Origin of the sequence: Vibrio sp. B183, from assembly GCF_000740665.1 — a bacterium.
Lineage (GTDB): Bacteria > Pseudomonadota > Gammaproteobacteria > Enterobacterales > Vibrionaceae > Vibrio > Vibrio coralliilyticus.
The window spans coordinates 343,830-361,193 of sequence record NZ_JPQB01000005.1 but is presented as its reverse complement, the minus strand read 5'-3'; the positions used below and the strand labels follow the sequence as shown (position 1 = coordinate 361,193).

General features: G+C 45.7%; 13 protein-coding genes. 10 read left to right on the top strand and 3 right to left on the bottom strand.

Annotated features, from left to right (window positions below):
- The first annotated feature begins 8 nt into the window (after positions 1-8).
- The 6 genes from rbsA to IX95_RS07280 all read left to right on the top strand — a co-directional run bounded on the left by rbsA (position 9) and on the right by IX95_RS07280 (position 7,221).
- Entirely contained in the window at positions 9-1,514 is a 1,506-nt protein-coding gene (gene rbsA / locus IX95_RS07305) for a ribose ABC transporter ATP-binding protein RbsA (protein ID WP_038158297.1), read from the top strand.
- The gene (rbsC, locus tag IX95_RS07300) at positions 1,511-2,494 is read left to right on the top strand and encodes a ribose ABC transporter permease (protein WP_038158296.1); all 984 of its coding nucleotides are present in this window, start codon (positions 1,511-1,513) and stop codon (positions 2,492-2,494) included. Before rbsA ends, rbsC begins: the two co-directional genes overlap by 4 nt.
- Before the next feature lie 58 nt (positions 2,495-2,552).
- Entirely contained in the window at positions 2,553-3,431 is an 879-nt protein-coding gene (rbsB, locus tag IX95_RS07295) for a ribose ABC transporter substrate-binding protein RbsB (RefSeq protein WP_006960604.1), read from the top strand.
- A gap of 136 nt (positions 3,432-3,567) precedes the next feature.
- Positions 3,568-4,488 (top strand): ribokinase, encoded by a 921-nt coding sequence (gene rbsK, locus IX95_RS07290; RefSeq protein ID WP_038158295.1) that lies wholly within the window; start codon positions 3,568-3,570, stop codon positions 4,486-4,488.
- 22 nt (positions 4,489-4,510) lie between these two features.
- The gene (locus tag IX95_RS07285) at positions 4,511-5,515 is read left to right on the top strand and encodes a substrate-binding domain-containing protein (RefSeq protein ID WP_006960606.1); all 1,005 of its coding nucleotides are present in this window, start codon (positions 4,511-4,513) and stop codon (positions 5,513-5,515) included.
- A 158-nt stretch (positions 5,516-5,673) separates the two neighbouring features.
- Positions 5,674-7,221: a DUF3369 domain-containing protein gene (locus IX95_RS07280; protein WP_006960607.1), complete on the top strand. Its 1,548-nt coding sequence runs from the start codon at positions 5,674-5,676 to the stop codon at positions 7,219-7,221.
- Between the two features lie 10 nt (positions 7,222-7,231).
- On the opposite strand, the gene IX95_RS07275 is transcribed toward IX95_RS07280, so the two are convergent.
- Positions 7,232-9,166 carry a sensor histidine kinase gene (locus tag IX95_RS07275; protein ID WP_038158294.1) on the bottom strand — a complete coding sequence of 645 codons (1,935 nt, stop codon included), beginning with the start codon at positions 9,164-9,166 and terminating at the stop codon, positions 7,232-7,234.
- Between the two features lie 127 nt (positions 9,167-9,293).
- On the opposite strand from IX95_RS07275, the gene IX95_RS07270 reads away from it, so the two are divergent.
- On the top strand, positions 9,294-10,262 hold the full coding sequence (locus tag IX95_RS07270) for an ABC transporter substrate-binding protein (RefSeq protein ID WP_038158293.1): 969 nt from the start codon (positions 9,294-9,296) through the stop codon (positions 10,260-10,262).
- Positions 10,263-10,322: 60 nt separating this feature from the next.
- Here IX95_RS07270 and IX95_RS07265 read toward each other — a convergent pair whose 3' ends face one another.
- Positions 10,323-12,227 carry a DEAD/DEAH box helicase gene (locus IX95_RS07265; protein WP_038158292.1) on the bottom strand — a complete coding sequence of 635 codons (1,905 nt, stop codon included), beginning with the start codon at positions 12,225-12,227 and terminating at the stop codon, positions 10,323-10,325.
- Positions 12,228-12,536: 309 nt separating this feature from the next.
- Between IX95_RS07265 and IX95_RS07260 the strand changes: the two genes are divergently transcribed.
- The gene (locus tag IX95_RS07260) at positions 12,537-13,694 is read left to right on the top strand and encodes a flavin monoamine oxidase family protein (protein ID WP_038158291.1); all 1,158 of its coding nucleotides are present in this window, start codon (positions 12,537-12,539) and stop codon (positions 13,692-13,694) included.
- 240 nt (positions 13,695-13,934) lie between these two features.
- The gene (rnb, locus tag IX95_RS07255; RefSeq protein ID WP_038158290.1) at positions 13,935-15,938 is read left to right on the top strand and encodes an exoribonuclease II; all 2,004 of its coding nucleotides are present in this window, start codon (positions 13,935-13,937) and stop codon (positions 15,936-15,938) included.
- Positions 15,939-16,019: 81 nt separating this feature from the next.
- On the opposite strand, the gene IX95_RS07250 is transcribed toward rnb, so the two are convergent.
- A complete protein-coding gene (locus IX95_RS07250) occupies positions 16,020-16,373 on the bottom strand; it encodes a DUF3024 domain-containing protein (protein ID WP_019277729.1) in 354 nt (117 codons plus the stop codon).
- 138 nt (positions 16,374-16,511) lie between these two features.
- On the opposite strand from IX95_RS07250, the gene IX95_RS07245 reads away from it, so the two are divergent.
- Entirely contained in the window at positions 16,512-17,330 is an 819-nt protein-coding gene (locus IX95_RS07245) for a phosphate ABC transporter substrate-binding protein (RefSeq protein ID WP_006960614.1), read from the top strand.
- Positions 17,331-17,364: the final 34 nt, after the last annotated feature.

Here is a 17,364-nt window from a genome sequence, read left to right as displayed (position 1 = left end):
GACCAATTATGACTCAAGCTATTCTACAACTGAGTGAGATTGAGAAAGCTTTCCCCGGCGTTAAAGCCTTGGATAAAGCGAGCCTGAACGTTTATCCCGGTAAAGTGATGGCTTTGATGGGTGAAAACGGTGCGGGCAAGTCAACGCTGATGAAAGTGTTGACGGGAATCTACAGCAAAGATTCAGGTAGCATTCATTACCAAGGCCAACCAGCAGCGTTCAATGGCCCGCGTGATTCGCAGGAAGCGGGAATCAGCATTATTCACCAAGAGCTAAACCTGATCCCTGAACTCACGATTGCAGAAAATATCTTCCTTGGCCGAGAGTTTACAGGCGCGATGGGTCGAATTCAGTGGGACAAAATGTACGCTGAAGCGGACAAATTGTTAGCAAGACTGAACGTAAAGCACAGTGCTAAACAACTGTTAGGCGAGCTCAGCCTCGGTGAACAGCAGATGGTAGAGATTGCTAAAGCACTGTCGTTTGAGTCGAAAGTCATCATTATGGATGAGCCGACCGATGCACTGACGGATACCGAAACCGAGTCTTTGTTTGCCGTGATTCGAGAATTACGTGAGCAGGGCTGCGGCATTGTTTACATCTCTCACCGTCTGAAAGAGATTTTTGAAATCTGCGATGACATCACAGTGCTTCGTGACGGAAAGTTCATTGGAGAGTGCGCAGTAGCGTCTACCGACGAAGATGGACTGATTGAGATGATGGTTGGCCGTAAGCTGGAAGAGCAATATCCACGTATTGACGTTCAACACGGTGACATCTGTCTTGAAGTGGTTGGGTTGACAGGCTCTGGCGTTCACGACGTCAGCTTTAAACTCCAGCGCGGTGAGATACTCGGTGTCTCGGGTTTGATGGGGGCTGGTCGAACTGAATTGATGAAAGTCATCTATGGTGCTCTGCCTAGTGAGCGTGGCGTAATCAATCTGAATAACAAAACCATCAACCCTGTGAGCCCACAAGATGGTCTTGCAAACGGCATTGCTTACATCTCTGAAGACCGCAAGGGTGACGGCTTAGTCTTGGGCTTGTCAGTAAAAGAGAACATGTCGCTTAGCTCTCTGGATAAATTGACCAAAGGTTGTCGAATTCAGCATAGCGATGAAGTGGTTGCCGTAGAAGACTTTATCAAGCTCTTCAACATCAAGACTCCAACTCGCGATCAGATCATTGGAAACCTATCTGGTGGTAACCAGCAGAAGGTGGCGATAGCGAAAGGCCTGATGACTAAACCTAAAGTACTGATCCTTGACGAACCCACTCGTGGTGTCGATGTCGGTGCAAAGAAAGAAATTTACCAGCTCATCAACAAATTCAAAGCCGATGGCATGAGTATCATTCTGGTCTCTTCAGAAATGCCGGAAGTGTTGGGAATGAGCGACCGTATCATTGTGATGCATGAAGGCCGCATTAGTGGTGAGTTTGATGCCAAAGACGCCGATCAGGAGAAGTTGTTGGCGTGTGCAGTAGGCAAAGAAATAAATGAGGAAGCAGCATGAGTACTAATACCATGAGCAAACCAAACGAAGCGGGCAGCAAGAAGCTGTTCAGCAAAGAGTGGCTGATTGAACAAAAGTCGCTCATTGCACTTATCTTCCTGATTGTTGTTGTATCGTTCCTTAATCCCAACTTTTTTACGGTCGATAACATTCTTAACATTCTGCGTCAGACCTCAGTAAACGCAATTATTGCGGTAGGTATGACCTTGGTTATCTTGACCGCAGGTATTGATCTGAGTGTCGGCTCGGTTCTGGCATTATGTGGTGCTTTTGCTGCCAGTTTAATCGCTTTGGAAGTGCCTGTATTGGTGGCGGTTCCAACGGCCTTGTTTGCCGGTGCTGCACTGGGTGCGATCAGCGGTATCATTATCGCCAAAGGCAAGGTACAAGCATTTATCGCAACACTGGTGACCATGACCTTGTTGCGTGGTGTTACTATGGTTTACACCGATGGCCGTCCAATTTCGACTGGCTTTACCGATACCGCTGATGCTTTCGCATGGTTTGGTACAGGTTACGCTTTGGGCATTCCGGTTCCAGTATGGTTGATGGTCATCGTTTTCGCTGCGGCCTGGTACCTACTTAACCACACGCGCTTTGGCCGCTATGTGTATGCATTAGGTGGTAATGAATCTGCGACACGCCTATCTGGCATCAACGTCGATCGCGTTAAGATTGGTGTCTACGCTATATGTGGCCTGCTGTCGGCACTGGCAGGCATCATTATCACATCTCGTCTTTCTTCTGCTCAGCCAACCGCTGGTGTGGGCTATGAACTGGATGCCATCGCAGCCGTTGTACTCGGTGGTACTAGCTTAATGGGTGGTAAAGGTCGAATCATGGGCACGTTAATCGGTGCACTCATCATCGGCTTCCTAAACAACGCTCTGAACTTGCTCGACGTTTCATCTTACTACCAGATGATTGCTAAAGCCGTGGTTATTCTGCTGGCTGTACTGGTCGACAACAAGAATAAGTAATTCAAAAAAAGGCTTGGAGGAAAGTACTCCGAGCCACCCTACACAAGGACTAAACACAATGAAAAAACTCGCAACTCTTATCTCTGCTGCACTTCTTTCATCCACCGTCTCTATTTCAGCACAGGCGCAAGATACGGTGGCTATCGTACTGTCGACGCTGAACAACCCTTTCTTCGTTACGATGAAAGATGGCGCAGAAGCAAAAGCGAAAGAGCTGGGCTATGACCTGATTGTTCTGGACTCACAAAATGACCCAAGTAAAGAGCTGTCTAACGTTGAAGACCTGACAGTACGTGGCGTAAAGGCGATTCTGATCAACCCAACAGATTCTGATGCTGTTTCAAATGCGATTCGCATGGCAAACCGCTCTGACATTCCTGTACTGACTCTAGACCGAGGTGCAAGCCGTGGTGACGTTGTAAGTCACATCGCTTCAGATAACGTAGTCGGCGGTGAAATGGCGGGTCATTTCATCATGGAAAAAGTGGGTGAAAAAGCGAAAGTTATTCAGCTAGAAGGTATTGCGGGCACGTCGGCTGCACGTGAACGTGGCGAAGGTTTCATGAACGCAGTGAAGGGTAGTGAGATGGAACTACTGGCCAGCCAGCCAGCTGATTTCGACCGCACCAAAGGCCTAAACGTAATGGAAAACTTGCTTGCTGCGAATCCAAATGTACAAGCGGTATTTGCCCAAAATGATGAGATGGCGCTCGGCGCATTGCGTGCTGTACAGGCCTCTGGTAAAGATGTGATGATCGTTGGTTTCGATGGAACCGATGATGGTATCGCTGCAGTTAACCGCGGCAAACTGGCTGCGACAGTGGCACAGCAGCCAGATCTTATCGGTTCATTAGGTATCGAAACTGCAGACAAAGTACTGAAAGGTGAGTCTGTTGAAGAGTACATCCCAGTCCCTCTGAAAGTAATCACTAAGTAATGTGAATTTTGCCCTTCTCCTCATTTTAATCTGTCGTTTCGGGGTGGAGGGCAAATAAGCTTGCGCTTTTGCGAGAGCGCAAACTTATTACTCCCGTTCCAAATTAGTAAGGTTCAATTGAACCGAGGATAACCGTATGAATAAGTTAGTGGTATTAGGTAGTGTTAACGCTGACCATGTTCTCCAAGTGCCTTCTTTTCCTCGCCCAGGCGAGACGTTGCATGGTCGCAACTATCAAGTTATCCCAGGTGGTAAAGGGGCAAACCAAGCCGTTGCGGCAGCCCGATTAAACGCAGACACAGGATTCATCGCCTGCGTTGGTGATGATGCGTTTGGTATCAATATTCGTGAAAACTTCAAAATGGACAACATCAACATTGCTGGCGTCAAAATGCAGCCAAATTGTCCGACCGGAATTGCCATGATTCAGGTAGCTGAAAGCGGTGAGAACAGTATTTGTATCTCCGCAGAGGCGAATGCGAAGTTGACTGAAGACGCGATTGAGGTTGATTTAGAGCGAATTCGTCAGGCCAACTATCTGCTTATGCAGTTGGAAACACCAATGTGTGGTATTGAAAAAGCTGCTCAAGTCGCGAAAGCGTCAAGAACTAACATCATCCTTAATCCAGCGCCAGCGCGTGAGTTATCGGATGAGCTGCTTGCTTGTATTGATGTGATTACCCCAAATGAGACTGAAGCAGAAGTGCTTACTGGTGTGACGGTAACAGATAATGAGTCAGCACAAGAAGCAGCAAATGCGCTTCACCGTAAAGGTATTGAAATCGTGTTGATTACGCTCGGAGCTAAAGGGGTATGGCTAAGTCAGAATGGACGTGGTGAACTAATCCTAGGCTTCAGAGTCGAAGCAACAGACACAACAGCTGCAGGCGATACCTTTAATGGGGCCTTGGTCACTGGTTTATTAGAAGATTTGCCTCTAGAATCTGCGATAAAGTTTGCTCATGCTGCCGCAGCCATTTCCGTAACACGCTTTGGCGCACAGACTTCAATCCCTAGTCGAGATGAAGTTGACGCTTTTCTGGAGCAACATAATTAGTCAATTATAAGGAGATAATTACATGGCTACAATGAAAGATATTGCCCGGCTCGCCGGTGTTTCCACTTCAACTGTCAGCCATGTCATTAATAAATCTCGTTATGTAAGTGAAGAAATTTCTGAGCGGGTGAACAAAGCCGCTCAGGAACTCAACTATACGCCTTCCGCGCTCGCCCGTAGCCTTAAAATTAATCGTACCAAAACCATTGGCATGTTAGTAACGACCTCTACAAACCCATTCTTTGGCGAAGTGGTTAAGGGGGTTGAACGCAGTTGCTATCAACAAGGTTATAACCTCATTCTGTGCAACACCGAAGGTGATAATGAGCGCATGCGTGAGTCAATTAACACCTTGCTGCAAAAACGCGTCGATGGCTTGATTCTCATGTGTTCTTCCTTAGAAGGCGAACGCATTGACGTGTTTGAGAAATACCCTGATATTCCGGTGGTTGTGATGGACTGGGGCCCGATGTTGTTCACCAGTGATAAGATTCAGGACAACTCATTGCGTGGTGGCTATATTGCAGCTAAGCACCTGATTGAATCAGGCCATAAGGACATCGGCTGTATTACTGGTCCGTTAGTGAAGCATCAGGCTCAGATGCGTTATGAAGGTTACAAACGCGCATTAATAGAAGCGGATTTAGAATTCAACCCAAATTGGATTATTGAATCTGACTTTGAATGTGAAGGCGGCTACGACGCTTTTAATAAGATGCACGCGAAAGGACCGCTGCCAAGTTCCATCTTTGTTTGTAACGATATGATGTCAATGGGCGTGATTAATGCTGCCAACGAAAAAGGTATTCGCGTACCTCAAGATTTATCGATCATCGGCTATGACGATATTCAAATCTCTAAATTCATGACTCCGGCACTGACAACAATCCATCAGCCCAAATACCGTTTAGGTAAGGCAGCAGTGGAAGCGTTGTTGAAAAAACTGGACGGTGGAGAGACGGAACCGCAAGTTGTCCAACTCGAGCCGACTTTAATCGAACGTAAAACGGTTCGTGCGCTCTCCTAGAACTATCGCAAGCCTTTAAGTTTCCACAGCTTTTTTAGTGCGAATTTTTAAATTAATTTTTGTGGACTAGAACTGCATATTGAGTGCCATTTACACTTTTTTTATAAGTTTGTGCTAAACCTTAAGTTAGAGAAATAGTAATAGGGGTTAGACAAGAAATGGAATTGTTTGCAGACCATCGACAGTCACAGCAACCTGCGACCAGTGAACAAGACTCAGCAGAGCGGTTGGCTTCCCCATGGAAAGTATTGTTGATTGATGACGATGAGCAAATGCATCAAGTCACTAAGCTGGCCCTTTCTGATTTTGAGTTTGAAGGTAGACATCTGGAACTGATATCCGCTTTTTCCGCAACGGAAGCTAAAGGTATTTTTCAGAATTCAGATGACATCGCTCTCGCGCTTGTTGATGTGGTTATGGAAACAGAGCACGCGGGTCTGGAGCTGGTTAAGTACGTCCGTGAAGAGCTTGGTAACAGCTTAGTCCGTCTCGTTCTGCGAACAGGGCAGGCGGGTCAGGCTCCAGAAGATACCGTCATTCGTGAATATGAAATTGATGACTACAAAGAAAAAACTGAATTAACTACGCAAAAACTCAAAACCTTACTTTATTCTATGCTTCGTTCCTATCGCGACCTTTGCCTGATTGAGCAACAAAAGAAGGGACTTAGTAAAGTGATTGAAGCTTCGGCGTATGTTCAAAACACCACCACTCTTCAGACCTATGCTACCTCCGTGCTAGAGCAATTGACCTCGCTGCTTAAGCTGGATCAGTCCGCTCTATACTGCATTGTTCAACCTCGACCAAATGGCGAAGAGTCGCGAGCCTTAACGCTTGCTGCGACTGGTGATTTTGTTGATTTCTATAGTGAGTGTGCTTTTGAAAAGCTTCCGGTAGAAGTGTCTGAGCGTTGTAAGCGTGTATTTGAAGCACAAAAGTCAGAGAAGTTTGGTGATGCCTACGTGTTGTATACGCATGATGAACAAGGCGTAGACTGTATTTTATATGTGAATGTTAAGCGTGAGCTTACAGAATTGGACATGCAGTTGCTTGAGATTTACATGCAGAACATAGGTTTAACCTTTGAAAATCTCAGCCTAATGTTGGATATTCGCGAAACTTCTAAAGAGTTGGTTTACACCCTTGCTAATGCAGTGGAAGCGCGGAGTAAAGAAACAGGTGCTCATGTTCAACGAGTCTCTTTATTCTGTGAAAAACTGGCTCTACTGTATGGTTTAAGTGAATCAGATGCATCTGTCATCAAGCACGCTTCACCATTACATGATGTAGGTAAGGTCGCGGTACCTGATTCGATCCTTCACAAACCCGGTAAGCTCAATGCGGAAGAGTGGGAGATCATGAAGAGACACGTTGATTATGGCGTGGATATTCTCAGCAAATCTAAGCGTCGCTTGATTACTGTTGCTAAGGAAATTGCCGGTTATCACCATGAAAAGTGGGACGGGACAGGCTATCCGAATGGTTTATCTGGCCTAGATATACCCGTAACGGGTCGTATTACCGCTTTAGCCGATGTGTTTGATGCACTAGGGGCAAAACGCAGCTACAAAGAGCCTTGGAGTGATGAAGACATTATGTTAGAGCTGGTTGCCCAAAAAGGTAAGCATTTCGAACCTGAATTGGTTGAGCTGCTCATCTTACATTGGGATGAGTTTATTGAAATTCGCAATTCCCTACCAGATTAATTTTCTAACGTTAGTGTTCATCTTCCATAGGTAAATTTTCTGGAAGTGTGAGTTTAAAATACACCCCTTCACCTGGTTGAGAGTTGAATTCCAGCTCTCCTTGGAGCTTTTGCTTCACTAGGTTAAACACCAAGTTAAGCCCCAATCCAGAGCCACCCAACCCGCGTTTACTAGTGTAGAAAGGTTCAAAAATCTTCTGATGCAATGAGGCGTCCACGCCACTGCCGTTATCGCGGTACTCAACGATTATTGATTCATCTACTTGGTAGAATGAGATAGTGATCTCCGCTTGAGGTTGGTTATCAAAGGCGTGGTTGATACTGTTCATAACGAGGTTAGAGATAATTTGAGTTAGCACACCTGGTAAGCTGTTCATCAAAATAGTCCGGTCACCCGCTAATCTAGGTTCAACGGGGATCTTACGAGTTTCAGGATGCAAGCTAGCTAACAGTGCCTCCAATACTTGCATAACGTTGAATTGAGAACGAGCTTCGGATACCTGATCGACGGCGGTTTGTTTGAAATCCTTCACCAATTTTGCTGCACGGCTGAGGTTATGTTCGAGCATTTGGCTGCTGTCAGACATGCGTTTCATCAGTGTCTCAAATTGTGTACTGGTTAGAGTCTGAGCTGCGAAGGCTGAGTTGAGTTCGCTGGTTACATCTCTTATTACTGAAGTTGCGGTTACGGCGATACCTAATGGTGTGTTAACTTCATGAGCAACACCTGCCACCAAACCGCCTAAGGCCGCGAGTTTTTCTGACTCAACCAACTTGTCCTGAGTTTCTTGCAGTTGTTCCATACTTTGCTTTAGGTCGAGTGTTCTTGAAGCGACCATGCGTTCCAGATTTTGGTTCAGTTCTTCAAGCTCAATTTGTGTCAGCTTCAGTTCAGTAATATTGATGGCCGTGCCTCTAAAGCCTAAAAACTGGCTATTTTCATAACGCGCTTTAGCTTGGAACAAAAGATGTAGGGTGATGCTGTTGATGGTTACACTTTCTTCGACTTGCGTGAAATCATTCCGCCTAGCAATTGCCTGATGTAGGCCTGTCGAGTCATGCAAATCTTCTATGTCAGAAAAGCTGAGGCCATTAACCGCAGTTAGGCCAAGCGTTTCTTTCATTGGTTCAGAGCAATAAATAAGCTGACCAAGATCATTGGTTTCCCACAACCAATCCGACGACACATGCGTGAAGTCTGCCAAGCGTTCTTGCTCGCTTTTAATACTGTTGTAGAGCAGAGTAATGTTGTTACTGATCTTATTAGCGCCTTCTCCCAGCCAGTCCAGTTCGTCATTTTTTTCTGTGATCCAACGAGTATGCTCCAAAACCAATGGGGGACTCGGATGACGCGGATTAAATGCTCTCAAATACTGCGCGATCTGGAAGACACGACGGTTAACACTAGCGTGAAAAATAAACAGCATCACTGAACAAACGAGTAGCGTTTTAAAAGCATTGAGAAGAAGTGTGGAAATAAACTGTTGAATCAGATAGTCATAGATTTCCTGTGCGTTTGATTCGACATAAATTGAACCAATATCTTCAGTATGACCATCTTCAGGATCGCGATAGGTAAGTAAATAAGTAGCTTTGACGACATTGCCTTTAACTTCTTTTCCTGAGTTGAAGGTGTAATTTCCAGAATGGACTTCGAGGTAGTCAATTTTAGGAAGGTTGACTAATCCATCGAGTCTTTCCTGAAGGACGACTAAATCGAAAGACCAAAGGGAAGAAGCCAACAAGCTGGCATGGACGTCGCGTATCTCAATGTGTCTTTGGTCGACATCACTAAACTCTTTTTCATAGTCCCAAGATAGCTGCAACAAAGTGGTAAGCAGTGTTACTACACTACTCAATGTCACCATGAGTAGGATGATGCGGCGACCAATTCGGCTATACAAAGGGTTATTTATGCTTTCTTCTACTTTTTTGCTGCGGCTCATAGGACTCTAAAGTCGTGTTTTTACTTGAGTATAGCCTGCACTGATTAACTTTTATAACGACCTATTCATACCAAAGATAGTTTTCAATCCTAAACTAAAGTATGAAATGTAATTTTAAGGGGGTTCTATGAGAGTACTGACGTTTTTGTTGCTACTGCATTGCAGTTTGGCCCAAGCGGAAAAAGTGCTACTTATAGAGAGCTATCATGCTGAGTATCCTTGGGATGCGAGCTACGTGAAAGGGATTGAGGAAGTATTGACCAGCACAGCGCAGCTACATCGATTTCAAATGGACACCAAACGTCTCCCTAAAGAGCAATTTGAATCAAAAGCTGATGAAGCTCTGTCGTACTATTACAGTTTGCAGCCTGACGTTGTGGTCTTAGGTGACGATAACGCGTTGAATTACATGTTACCTAGACTATATAAAGAGCCTATTTCTATTGTGTTTTTAGGGGTTAACTCCAACCCTCGTTACCTTCTGTACCAATATCGAGGCGAAGCCAAGATTACTGGCGTGTTAGAGCTCCCGCTTTATATTAAAAGTCTTGGTGATCTTAGTTTCATCCATCCAGAGCGATATTTTAAAGTCCGCGTGATGTTTGACTCAGGGGTGACTTCTAAAATTGCGGCTAAGCACATTCAACGGCAGTACGAGATGATCAAAGATAATCTCGGTATAGAAACGGAAATTTTATTATTGTCGACTCGGAGTGAATGGGAAGCGGCAATTATGGGTGCTGAAGCTGATGGTGTGGCCTTCATTATCATTGGTTTATACCATACCTTGATTGACGAAGGGGGTGAGAGTGTGCCTTCTGATCTGGTGTTGCAGTGGACTAATGAGCATTCAACGATTCCATTATTTTCTTTCTGGGATTTTTCAGTCGGCGCTGGGAAAACAAGCGGTGGAGTTGTCTTATTCGGAGAAAGCCAAGGTAAACAGGCGGGCACTCTGATCAACCGGATATTAGATGGTGAAAGAGCCGATCAAATTCCGATCACTATTGGTGAGCAGGGTCGAGCTATTTATTCGACAACAGAGATGCATCGCTGGGGATTAAAGCCTCCCTCTCATTGGCTACCTATTGATTAACACAGGATAACAAAAAGCCCCACGAGCTTGCGCTGGTGGGGCTTCTAGAATGCTAGCTAATTAAGCTTCGCTGCGACGGTCACGGCCATGACCGCGCTCGCCACGGTAGTTACCACGGTGATCGCCACCACGGTTACGATCGAAGCGACGTTCGCCATCACGACGACCACCTTCGCGTCCACCACGACCGCCTTCACGGTTACCACGGTAGCCGCCTTCGCGATTGCCGTCACGGTTACCACGGTAACCACCGTCACGACGACCACCGCCATCACGACCGCCGCCACGACGTGGTTCACGGAAATCGTTGAAGTCACATACTACGGCATCTACTTGTTTCTGACGGATGCGTAGTTTGCGTAGTTTGCTAGCCGTTTCAGAAGACATTGCTTTTGGTAGCTGAACGTAAGTCTCGCCTTGTGCTAGTTTAATCGCACCGATTGAACCTTTAACTAGGCCAAGCTCGTTTGCCAATGCACCAACGATATCTTTAACCTGAACGCCTTGCTCACGACCAACCTGAAGCTGGTAAGTATCCCAGTCTTGGTTGTTGAAGTTGCGGTCACGACCACGACCATCACGGCCACCTTCGCGACGCTCTTTACGGCGTTGCTTGTCACGCTCAATAGCTTCAATCATTGGGTCTTCGCCAATGTAGAATAGAGGGCGTTTGCCTTGCTGGCGCTTCAGTAGGATTGCTGCAAGCGTTGCTGCGTCAATCTCTAGTGTGTCTTGTAACTTCTCTACAAGCTCACCGAATTTCTCAAGAGATTTGTGTTCTTTCTCTTGCTCTAGCTCAGCACCAAGTTTAACTAGACGAGCTTCTGCGACCTTGTCACGTAGTGGAAGTTGAATCTCTTCCATTGAAGACTTAGTCACGCGCTCGATAGTGCGAAGCATACGAATTTGGTTAGTGCGAACTAGAAGGATCGCTTTACCTTTACGTCCAGCACGACCTGTACGGCCGATACGGTGGATGTAAGACTCAACATCGAATGGGATGTCGTAGTTAAATACGTGTGTGATACGTGGAACGTCAAGGCCACGTGCTACAACGTCAGTCGCAACTAGGATGTCGATAACACCTTGTTTGATGTGATCAACAGTACGCTCACGTAGAGACTGAGGAATGTCACCGTGTAGTGCAGACGCTTTGAAGCCGCGAGCACATAGCCAATCAGCAAGACGCTCAGTATCTTGACGAGTACGTACGAATACGATTGATGCGTCAGTCTCTTCTGTTTCTAGAAGACGAGACATTGCTTCGTCTTTCTCTACACCTTTAACAACCCAGAACTGCTGCTCTACTTTGTCTACAGTGTGGTTTTTACCTGCAACGTCGATAGTGATAGGATCACGTAGGAAGCGCTCAACAATGTTTTTCAGCATTGGAGGCATAGTTGCAGAGAAAAGTACACGTTGTGCTGATTCAGGAGCGTGCTCCATGATCTCAGTTACGTCGTCGACGAAGCCCATGTTTAGCATCTCATCCGCTTCATCAAGAACGAATGTGTGTACTTCGTCTAGGTGCAGACGTTCACGGTTGATAAGGTCTTGAACACGACCTGGTGTGCCAACAACAATGTGAGCACCGTTCTTAAGTGCACGCATTTGGTCAACGATTGATGCACCACCGTAGATTTCAAGCACTTTAAGGCCAGAAATGTTTTGACCAAGGTTCTTTATTTCAGCAGCAACCTGAATCGCTAGCTCACGAGTTGGCGCTAGAACGATGGCTTGTGGTTTACGCTGAGAAAGCTCAAGCTTGTTCAGAAGTGGTAGAGAGAAAGCTGCCGTTTTACCGGTACCAGTTTGAGCTTTACCTAGTGCGTCAGTACCTTCCATCAGGTGTGGGATAGCCGCTGCCTGAATTGGAGTTGGTGAAACGAAACCCATTCCGTCAAGTGCAGAAAGGATAGAGTCGTTAAGCGCTAAGTCGCTAAACTGAATTACAGAATCTGTCATTGGGATCCTACTAAATTAATGTCAACAAAAGGTCCCACGAGCTCTACCAATTCCATTACCAATCCAGTTCTTTGCTGAATCCGTTCAGATGCGGATAAGTCGTAAATCGCATCAAGCCGCTAGGGACATATCTAAGGGGGCGGAATTATTCCCTAAATGCACAAAAAAAGCCAGAAAAAATTGAAATACATCACATATTTTTCTCACTATTGATTAAAGCGAGTATTCAATGACCAAAAATAGTGAATATTTGAATCTATTAGCGCGCAAAATAGTCGTTATTAACTTTCGAAACGGATAGGTAAATCAATGGATAGGAGAAGCTTTAATAAACTTTGCGGTTTGCTCGGCATTAGCGCTGCATTCCCGTTAAATGCAGCGCTCAAGTTACAACTGAAAAACAAAAGGGTAGGTATCATTGGGGCTGGTGCTGCTGGAATGTGTACTGGTTATCTGCTCAAGGCACTTGGTGTTGAATATACCTTATTCGAAGCTTCATCAAGAATTGGGGGACGAATCAAAGAAGAAAACACATTCGCTGACTTTCCCTTATCATTGGGTGCAGAATGGCTGCATGTCGCGCCAAGTGAACTCGATCGTATCGCTCAAAAGCCAGTTAATGTTCGGCTTAGCCCATATCCAAAAACGGCCAAAATTGCTTATTTTGAAGATGGAAACCTCTATGAGGGCGAAATCGGAGACTATCAGGATGCAAGATTTACCAACAGCAGTTGGCTTGGCTTCTTTGAGCAGTATCTGTTACCAGAAATTAAATCTAATCTACTCTTCGACACTGAGATTACTCAAGTAAACTATGCTGACGCGGGCGTAGTGCTGACCGATAGCCGACAGAAGCATCACAACTTTGATGTTGTTATCGTCACTGTTCCACTGCCAATCCTTCGCAATGAACGCCTTCGCTTTCTCCCCCCACTTCCAGATTACAAGCGAGATGCGATCAATCAAGCTGCGTTCTGGGGAGGAATTAAGGTGTTTATTGAATTTAAGAACCACTTCTATCCGACGTTTTTAACCTTTCCCGATAGCGAGACTGATGAAGGCCAGTATCTTTATTACGATGCTGCTTATGGCCATAAGAGCTCTAAGCACGTGATGGGCTTTTTTGCCGTTGGAGAGCAGGCACGTCGCTATCAAAGTCTCAATGACGTTGATCTGATCAATCAAATCCTTTCCGAATTGACCCCTGTTTATGGTGAGCAAGTTCGCAATGGTTATGTGAAGCACACAGTTCAAAATTGGAATGAGGAACCTTTTGTGATGGGGGCGTACCTCGCCGACAGCGCATCGTATCGCTGGCCGTCAAAATTGTTTAAACCTGTGAAGGATAAAGTGTTCTTTTCCGGTGAAGCCTACCACACCGATGTAGAGGATTGGGGCGGGGTACACAATGCTGCGCGGGCAGCGCGAAATGTGGTGGAGATGCTCACTCACCATAAGTTTAATTAACGGCGTTTTCTATAGCGATATCTCAAAGCGTTGTGATTGCGGTTTTAGTATGAACAATCGATGATAAAACGCTTCTGCAATATACATTCAGCACATTACCTAGTACCATGTGGCGCAATAGATTGACTCCCAAAAATGGGCTCGTCACTACCTCGTGACGAAAGCTTATTGACTTGGGGACAACATAGCGCCGCATGCGTTTGGCATTCGGAATAAAGAACGAATTAGTTAGAAGTTAAAATGTTCCAAGATAACCCTCTACTGGCTCAACTTAAGCAGCAAATCCAGGAAACCCTTCCGAAGAAGGAAGGCACGATCAAAGCGACTGAAAAAGGCTTTGGTTTCTTAGAAGTCGACAGCAAGACCAGCTTCTTTATTCCGCCGCCATACATGAAAAAATGCATGCATGGTGACAAAGTAAAAGCCATCATTCGCACGGAAAAAGAGCGCGAAGTGGCGGAGCCAGAAGAGCTGTTGGAACAAGGCGTTACTCGCTTTATCGGCCGCGTTAAATTGTTTAAAGGCAAACTGAATGTTGCGCCTGATTACCCACAGCTTAAAAAACTCTCTTTGAAAGCTAGGGTCAAAAAAGGCCTGAAAAGTGACGACTTTAAAGAAGGTGACTGGGTTGTTGCGCATTTAATTCGCCACCCACTGAAAGGCGATAACGGCTTTTTTGTCGAAATTTCAGAGAAGATCACTGATGCGGACGACAAAATCGCACCTTGGTGGGTAACGTTAGCGCAAAATGATTTACCAAACAGTGAACCTGCAGGTATCGACAACTGGGAAATCAAAGATGACTCGGAATTAGAACGCGTCGACATGACGCATGTGCCGTTTGTGACTATCGATGGTGAATCAACCAAAGATATGGACGATGCACTGTACGCGAAGAAGACTGAATCTGGCGATTTTGAGCTGACAATTGCGATTGCCGATCCAACGGCTTATATCACGCCGGACAGTGATATGGACAAGGTCGCCCGAGAGCGTGGCTTTACCATTTATCTACCGGGTCGTAACATCCCGATGCTACCGCGTGATTTGGCTGATGAACTCTGTTCTCTTATCGAGAACGAAGAACGTCCGGCACTTTGCTGTACTGTAACAATCAGCAAAGATGGTGTTATTGGCGATGACGTTAAGTTCTTCGCTGCGAACATCAAATCTCACGCACGCCTGGCTTATGACCATGTATCTGATTGGCTTGAAACAGGTCAATCTGAAGCGTGGCAGCCTACGGAAGAGATTGCTGAAATTGTTCGTGACTTGTACGAATTTTCTAAAGCTCGCGCTGAGTGGCGTGAAACACACGCAGTAGTGTTCCCAGATCGCCCTGACTACCGGTTTGAGTTAAGTGAAGACAACGATGTCGTGGCTATCCATGCTGACATGCGTCGCTCGGCGAATCGCTTGGTTGAAGAGTCTATGATTACGGCAAACATCTGTGCAGGTAAAGCGCTGAAGGCAAGCTTTGATTCAGGTGTATTTAATACTCACGCAGGTTTCAAACCAGAAAAGATCGCTGACGTGATTGAGCTGGTTAACCCTGAAGGTGAGTTGCCGTTTACTGCTGAAAGTGTGGTGACTCTGGAAGGATTTGCGGAACTTCGTCGCTGGTTGGCAAAACAAGAGACAAGTTACCTCGATAACCGTATCCGTAAATACCAAGCTTACAGCGAAATTGGTAACCAACCTTTGTCTCACTATGCAATGGGCTTAGAGCTGTACGCAACATGGACCTCTCCAATTCGTAAGTACGGTGACATGATTAACCACCGTATGCTGAAAGCACACATTCTAGGTAAAGCGCCTGTACAAACAGCGGATGAAAGTGTTGGCGAAGAACTCGCACTGCATCGTAAACACCATAAGATTGCAGAGCGCAATGTTGGTGATTGGTTGTATGCCCGCACGTTAGCTGAAGAACCGGCAAAAGAGACGGTATTTAATGGCGAAATCTTTGACGTGTCTCGCGCAGGCATTCGCGTTCGCCTGATTGAAAATGGTGCCGCGGCGTTTGTTCCAGGCTCTTTGATTCTGGCAAACAAAGAACGTCTAGAATGTAATGGTGAAGCGGGTACTGTATCTATCGATAAGGAAGTTATCTATCGTTTGGGTGATGTGGTTGAATTGGTATTGAATGATGTAAACCAAGAAACACGCAGTATTGTCGCGAAGCCAACTCAAGTCTTTGAAGACGTAAAGGCACCTGAAGCGGCAGAAACACCAGCGGAATAATTCGATTCTTGATAAACAAAAGGGCGCTCAAAGCGCCCTTTTTTGATCGTGATTTTATGATTAAATTAGACTAAGTATAGATTAGTCTTCCCAGAATACTGATTTAGGATCTTTGTCCACTTCACGCATAATGGCTGTAAGATCATGGCTTTGTGCTAGATAAGGGTAGGGCAACCAATTCTCTTCTTTCAATTCGTCAGCCATAAATAGCAGCCATGTACTGTGTTCATCGTTCCATTGCACTTTAGCCACAGGCAACATGTAGTCACAATGGGCTGAATCCAGCAAAAAGTGCTGTTTAATGAACACGACTCCGTTATCCGTCACTTCATAACTCGCTTTACCTAACTCGGCAGGCAAGCTTTTATTACGCTGTTCACAAATGACTTGTGCGCGGCTCTCTACTTGTTTTTGCAGCAAACTGACCAGTCCCATACCGGCTCCATTATTTCCGCTAACCTATTCATAGTATGTACAAGAATATGAAGAGTCTGCATAGGTTTTCACAAAAATGTCATCTAATCGAAATATGATAGCGCCAGTTAACTTATCCGCATCAGATTGGAGATTATTATGATTCGTGTTGCGCTGGCGGCAATATTGTCCTCTTCCTTACTCACTTTTCCTGCGCTAGCGAGTGAAGTCAATGTGTCTGGTTCAACGTCCGTGGCACGCGTAATGGACGTTTTGGCAGAAGATTTCAACACCACTCACCCTGATACTTATATTGCCGTTCAGGGCATCGGTTCTTCAGCTGGTATCACTTTGCTTAAAAAGGGCGTGGCTGACATCGGGATGAGTTCAAGATACCTGACGGAGAGCGAGCAGGATGAAACTCTCACAGTAACTCCATTGGCGTTTGATGGTTTGGCGGTTGTCGTGAACAAGTCGAATCCGGTTCAGAACGTGAGCCGTGAGCAGCTGTTTGATATCTATAAAGGCAAAATCACAAACTGGAAAGAGATAGGTGGTGCCGATCAGAAAATTGCCGTGGTAACGCGTGAAGCGTCTTCAGGCTCGCGTTACAGCTTCGAGAGCCTGCTTGGATTAACTAAGATCGTCAACGGTCGTCAGGTCTCTGATATCAACCCAGACAACTTAGTGGTCAATAGCAACAGCATGGTGAAGACCATTGTGAACCACAATAAGCAGGCAATTGGATTCATATCGACTGGTTCTGTCGACAGCTCAATCAAGGCGATTCAATTTGAAGGTGTTGAAGCGAGCAGCCAGACGATTGCTAACCGCAAGTATGAGCTTTCACGTCCGTTTCTTGTGTTATACAAAAAAGCAAACTTAGGTAAAGATGCTCAGTCTTTTATCCAGTACCTGAAAGGTAAAGAAGCCAAAGCTCTGATCAGCGAGTATGGCTACACACCAATCAGTAAATGATGGAAACAAAAAAGGAGAGCTTCGGCTCTCCTTT